Origin of the sequence: Vibrio owensii CAIM 1854 = LMG 25443 (assembly GCF_000817815.1) — a bacterium.
Lineage (GTDB): Bacteria > Pseudomonadota > Gammaproteobacteria > Enterobacterales > Vibrionaceae > Vibrio > Vibrio owensii.
In genome coordinates this window covers 1-1,234 of sequence record NZ_JPRD01000045.1, presented here as the reverse complement: position 1 = coordinate 1,234, position 1,234 = coordinate 1, and the positions used below count along the sequence as shown (strand labels likewise).

At 42.1% G+C, this 1,234-nt stretch carries 1 protein-coding gene; it reads left to right on the top strand.

The features are described 5' to 3' along the window. Positions 1-53: 53 nt before the first annotated feature. A protein-coding gene (locus tag H735_RS21680) for an IS3 family transposase (protein ID WP_373364754.1) occupies positions 54-1,234 on the top strand; the annotation gives its coding sequence in 2 pieces (ribosomal slippage) (positions 54-405 and positions 405-1,234; 1,182 coding nt annotated over the 2 pieces). This gene is flagged as partial in the annotation.

Sequence of the window (1,234 nt, the reverse complement as noted above, 5' to 3'; positions counted from 1 at the left end):
TGTACCGTCCTAAATAAGGTTGACACATTTCCAACATGAAATTGGAGAGTGTCATGAAATCAACGAGTAAACGAACCCAACGAGATTATTCTCTTGCCTTTAAATTGACGGTTGTTGACCAAGTAGAAAAAGGTGAAATGACCTATAAACAAGCTCAAGAGCGATATGGGATACAAGGTCGATCTACTGTCTTAGTTTGGCTTCGTAAGCACGGTCAGCTAAATTGGTCTAAAGGAATAGAGAAACCAAACATAGTAGGTAATGGTATGCCTGATTCTCCTTCTATCCAAACTCCAGAACAACGGATAAAAGAACTCGAGCAACAACTTGAGGAAACTCAACTGAAAGCGGACTTCTTTGAAGCTGTCGTAAAAGTAATGGATAGAGATTTTGGAGTTCGAATCTCAAAGAAGCGCAAAGCCGAGTTATTAAGGAAAAAACGGTCAAAAGGCTCACAGTAACTAAAGCTTGTCACTTCATTGGTATTACTCGACAGGCGTTTTACAAACGTTGTGCGCTAGAGCTTCAGCGAACTCGGACAGAGCAGTCTGTCATTCGGTTCGTCAAAGAGCAAAGGATTCTGCATCCTCGATTAGGAACTCGAAAGCTCAAGTACTTACTCAGTCTGAATAACATTTATATAGGGCGAGACCGTCTGTTTTTATTGCTAAAACAGCATCGCCTATTGGTCTTAAACCGTAGGGCTTATCATCGAACAACAAACAGCCATCACCGGTTCCACTGCCATCCAAACCGAATCAAAGAGGGCATGGTTCCAAATAAACCGGAGCAGTTGTGGGTCGCTGATATTACTTACTTGGCAACGCGAGCGGGAAATACTTATCTCAGCTTAATCACTGACGCCTACTCGAGGAAGATAGTTGGATATCATCTCGATGATAATATGAAGACGCAAGCCGTTAAGAGTGCGTTCCTGAAGGCTTTGAAAAAGCGGCGATATGAGAGCGAGCTTATTCATCACTCTGACCGAGGTATTCAATACTGCTCTGAGGAATATCAGTCATTGCACAGAAAATATCATGTGACATGCTCTATGACAGATGGATACGACTGTTATCAAAACGCTCTAGCGGAAAGAGTAAATGGTATCTTAAAGATGGAGTACTTGCTGACTAAGCCGAATGACTTGAATGAAGCTAAGAAAATGGTTGCTGAATCGGTGAAACTCTATAATGAACAGAGGCCACATACAGCTCTAAAATACAAAACGCCC